Here is a 3592-nt window from a genome sequence, read left to right as displayed (position 1 = left end):
ACCCCCTGATGCACCGTTATTTCATCGGAATATTCCTGGGCAGTGATATATTGCAACGTAATTGCCGTATCCATTCCGGCATCAGCCTCCCCGCTGATAACGGCTTCAAAAACTTCACGAGTCGTTTCCACTTCAATAATGTTGATATCTGGAAACTCAGCTTGCAACCTGCCGGTTAAGGACCAGCCCTCAGGGATGGCAACCGTTTTACCGTTCAGCTCTGTAATACGTGTAACAGGCGACTCGGAAGAGGTGATAATGCCGTAAGGAACATCGACAAACGGAATGGTCATTTCACCCATAAAGTTACGAAACTCACTGTAAAAAACCGGCTGCATGATTTCCAGCTCACCATCAACAAACTGTGTGGCCAACTGTTGCCAATTGTCTCCAGTAATAAACTGCATTTCCAACCCGCTCATCCGTGAAATGTAATTCAGCACATCTACGGCATACCCCATGGGAACACCGTTACTGGAAAAATTTAATGGCGGCCAGTCTTTCTCACTACTCACCCGTACTATCGGGTTTTCTTCAATGATTGCCAGTTGCTCGTTGGTCAGTTCCAGTCTTGGCGCTTCTGGCAATGAGGTTATCTGTTCTGCAGGTTGGTTGGAGGCAATAACTCCACCGGTTTGTGGATAGAAAAATATTTCCGTTTCATTGTCTCGATGACGGTTTTCCAGCAAAGTAGACAATCCTGTCAATTCTACGGTGATCGATAAAACGGCATCACTGTCTGGCAATTTGACTGAGTAGGTTTGTGCTGGAGAATGCATTTCGGCGAGCAGATAGGATTGAGTTTTGCTCACTTCATCGACGGTAGCCTCTGAAAACCAGGAATGGGTAGTGATATCAAAATCACTTTGATGCTGCCAGGCATGACGAAGGGTAAAATTACGATCATAATATTCAAGGCGTCGATGTTGCTGACCATCTTCATTGAAAATTTTGATTAACAGCCAACGATCTGCCTCCTCTGCACGCAAATGCTGGCGCAGGGCTGGCGTGGCCTGTAAGTTGATGAGTTGTTCTACCTCACCATTTTGTTGACCAAGATAAACCGATTGAAATAACGGATTACGTTGCATAACGGCAACCAACAACTGACCGACTTCACCATTTATCTGTGGATTTTCGAGCAATCTGGGTAACTGTTTTAGTTCATTTATTTCATTCGTGGCACGATTATCAATGGATTCCAGATACTCATTCACACTGGCCTTTGTTTGCTGATAACGAGAATGCAGTGTTTTCTCTGCCAGGTTCTTATTGAAGTAATATTGCAATGCAATGATGACTACAGCGACCAGCAAGCTGGAAAGCATTAACCCTGCAACTACTGCGGTGCGGATTGGTAGCTGAAATGTTTTATTTTGCTGTTGCATGCTGACCCTCTTTGGCGATGTAGATCTTTATCTAAAAAGATAATTAATACCCCAAGCTTGTCACAACTGAGTCATGCTTTCTTAGAACAAGCTTTGGTTTTTCGACTTTTATGGCAATTGAAACCTCAGCATTAGTTGCCAGCACGTATAATCACGGTTTGATAATGACATTAAACATTTTAGCTGTCGCGAATGCCAACCCTTTGGGACTGTTTATCTTTAACAGCTGCCTTGTTGGACGATATGGGCCTCCAGCAGTAGTGATGCTGAAAAATAAACAAAACCTGGTAATAAACTCTGACATTCAGGTAACTTTTTTTTCAATATGAGAAAAAGAATCAAACATTTTTTAATTTTCAGCTTTGGCTGGTTATGCGTCATTTTAGGAATAATTGGCGCATTTTTGCCCGTAATGCCAACTACGCCGTTTATGATTCTCGCCTTGGGCTGTTTTGCCGAGACTTCACCACGGTTTCACGCCATGTTGCTGAATAACCGCTGGATAGGGGCCCCATTAAGACAATGGGATCAAACCAAAACAGTACGGCGCCGTACCAAAATCCAGGCACTTGTTATGCTGGTCATCGCCTTTGGCTTTTCAATCACGTTGTTATGGGGACATATTGAATTGCAATTGATGCTATTGGGCCTAGCGGCGGTAATGATAGGGTTTGTGCTGAGATTAAAAGAAGCAGAGCCCAAATATGAAGATTGATGAAGTAATTAAACAACGTCACTGCACCAGGGCATTTCTGGATAAAACGGTAAGCGATAAACTTATTCATGAAATACTCGATATCGCCCGTCATGCACCTTCAGGCGCCAATACCCAGCCCTGGCAGGTAGCAGTCGTGACCGGCAACACCAAACAACAACTCTCGGAGAGTCTGATTCACGCTTTCAGAGAAGGTCATGCGTCCAGACCAGACTATGCTTATTACCCCGAAACCTGGCAGTCGCCGTATATAGATCGTCGCCGTGCCTGTGGTTTACAGCTTTATCAGAGTTTGCAGATTGACCGCAAAGACAAACACGCCCAACGGAAACAATGGGAAGCCAATTATCGGGCGTTTGACGCACCAGTGATGATGCTATTTTTTATGGATGCAGAGATGCAGACCGGATCCTTTCTGGATTTGGGTATGTTTATACAAAATCTGATGCTGGTCGCGCAGAATAAAGGTCTGGCCACCTGTCCGCAGGCGGCTCTAGCGGAATACCCTGAAAATGTTAAAAAAATTCTGGAGTATCCTGCCGACACTATTCTGGTGTGCGGTATGGCAATAGGTTATGAAGATACTCATGCTGCGGTTAATAAATACCGCACTGCTCGTGAACCAGTGGCCGAATTTACCCGCTTTTTTTATTAATTTTGGAGTTTTACTATGGATTTAGCGACCTTTCTCAGCACGTTGACTGATAATCCGTCCGCAATTGATTTCGAAGATACCATTGCAGTGATTGATACCAATTATCAGTTCACCCCCACCGCATTTCATAACGGTGAGCTGCATAATGATGCTGGAGAGAATAATGGATCATGCAAAATTCTGTTTTTTGGTATTTTGCATGAATTGGGAGAGTCACAGACCTTAGCCTGTTTTGGGCGTTATTACCGAAGCGATGTTTTGCTGAATCCCAAAGGTGAAGACCATCAGAATATCCGTAACTTTCTGCGTTATGGCTGGGATCGTGTCAGTTTCAACGGTGAAGCGTTAACGCCTCTGCACTGATAGCCTTTCATAAAAAAATCCCGAACGCAGAATACTGCGTCCGGGATCATTCTATTTATTAGAGCAGTACCCGCTCAATACCACCGGCTTTCACATTATCAATAAACTGTGTATGCCACTGTTCACCTAGCACGTGTTTCGCCACTTCCACCACAATGTAATCGGTTTCAATACCGGTATCTTCGTTGTAGCGTGACAGCCCCTGCTGACAGGCTGGGCAGGACGTCAGCATTTTCACATTGCCTTTAACCGCTTTGTCCTGGCCAGTTAATTCTTGGATGCCCTTGGTGATCTCTTCTTCCTTACGGAACCGAACCTGCGTGGCAATATCAGGACGTGCAACGGCAAACGAACCTGCTTCACCACAGCAACGATCATTCAAGGTGACATCCTGACCCAACAGACTGGCGGCCACTGACGTTGGTTTATAGGTTTTCATCGGTGTATGGCAGGGATCGTGATACATATACT

General features: G+C 44.8%; 5 protein-coding genes. 3 read left to right on the top strand and 2 right to left on the bottom strand.

Features of this window, described 5'->3' with window-relative positions; genetic code table 11:
* Positions 1 to 1388, bottom strand: a 1388-nt coding sequence (locus tag B3182_RS08690; RefSeq protein ID WP_292752385.1) for a transporter substrate-binding domain-containing protein, incomplete at its 3' end; no start/stop codon positions are given.
* Positions 1389 to 1713: 325 nt separating this feature from the next.
* Between B3182_RS08690 and B3182_RS08685 the strand changes: the two genes are divergently transcribed.
* From B3182_RS08685 to B3182_RS08675, 3 genes are read left to right on the top strand one after another with little or no spacing between them, the layout of a single operon-like run.
* The gene (locus B3182_RS08685; protein WP_292356477.1) at positions 1714 to 2103 is read left to right on the top strand and encodes a YbaN family protein; all 390 of its coding nucleotides are present in this window, start codon (positions 1714 to 1716) and stop codon (positions 2101 to 2103) included.
* The gene (locus tag B3182_RS08680; RefSeq protein WP_292356479.1) at positions 2093 to 2758 is read left to right on the top strand and encodes a nitroreductase; all 666 of its coding nucleotides are present in this window, start codon (positions 2093 to 2095) and stop codon (positions 2756 to 2758) included. Before B3182_RS08685 ends, B3182_RS08680 begins: the two co-directional genes overlap by 11 nt.
* Before the next feature lie 15 nt (positions 2759 to 2773).
* On the top strand, positions 2774 to 3121 hold the full coding sequence (locus tag B3182_RS08675) for a HopJ type III effector protein (RefSeq protein ID WP_292356481.1): 348 nt from the start codon (positions 2774 to 2776) through the stop codon (positions 3119 to 3121).
* A 58-nt stretch (positions 3122 to 3179) separates the two neighbouring features.
* Here B3182_RS08675 and B3182_RS08670 read toward each other — a convergent pair.
* On the bottom strand, positions 3180 to 3592 hold a 413-nt coding region (locus B3182_RS08670; protein ID WP_292752382.1), incomplete at its 5' end, for a DUF3400 domain-containing protein.

The organism is Methylophaga sp. UBA4204 (genome assembly GCF_002379485.1).
GTDB lineage: Bacteria > Pseudomonadota > Gammaproteobacteria > Nitrosococcales > Methylophagaceae > Methylophaga.
Note: the sequence above shows the minus strand (reverse complement) of the source record. Positions and strands in the feature narration are given on the sequence as shown.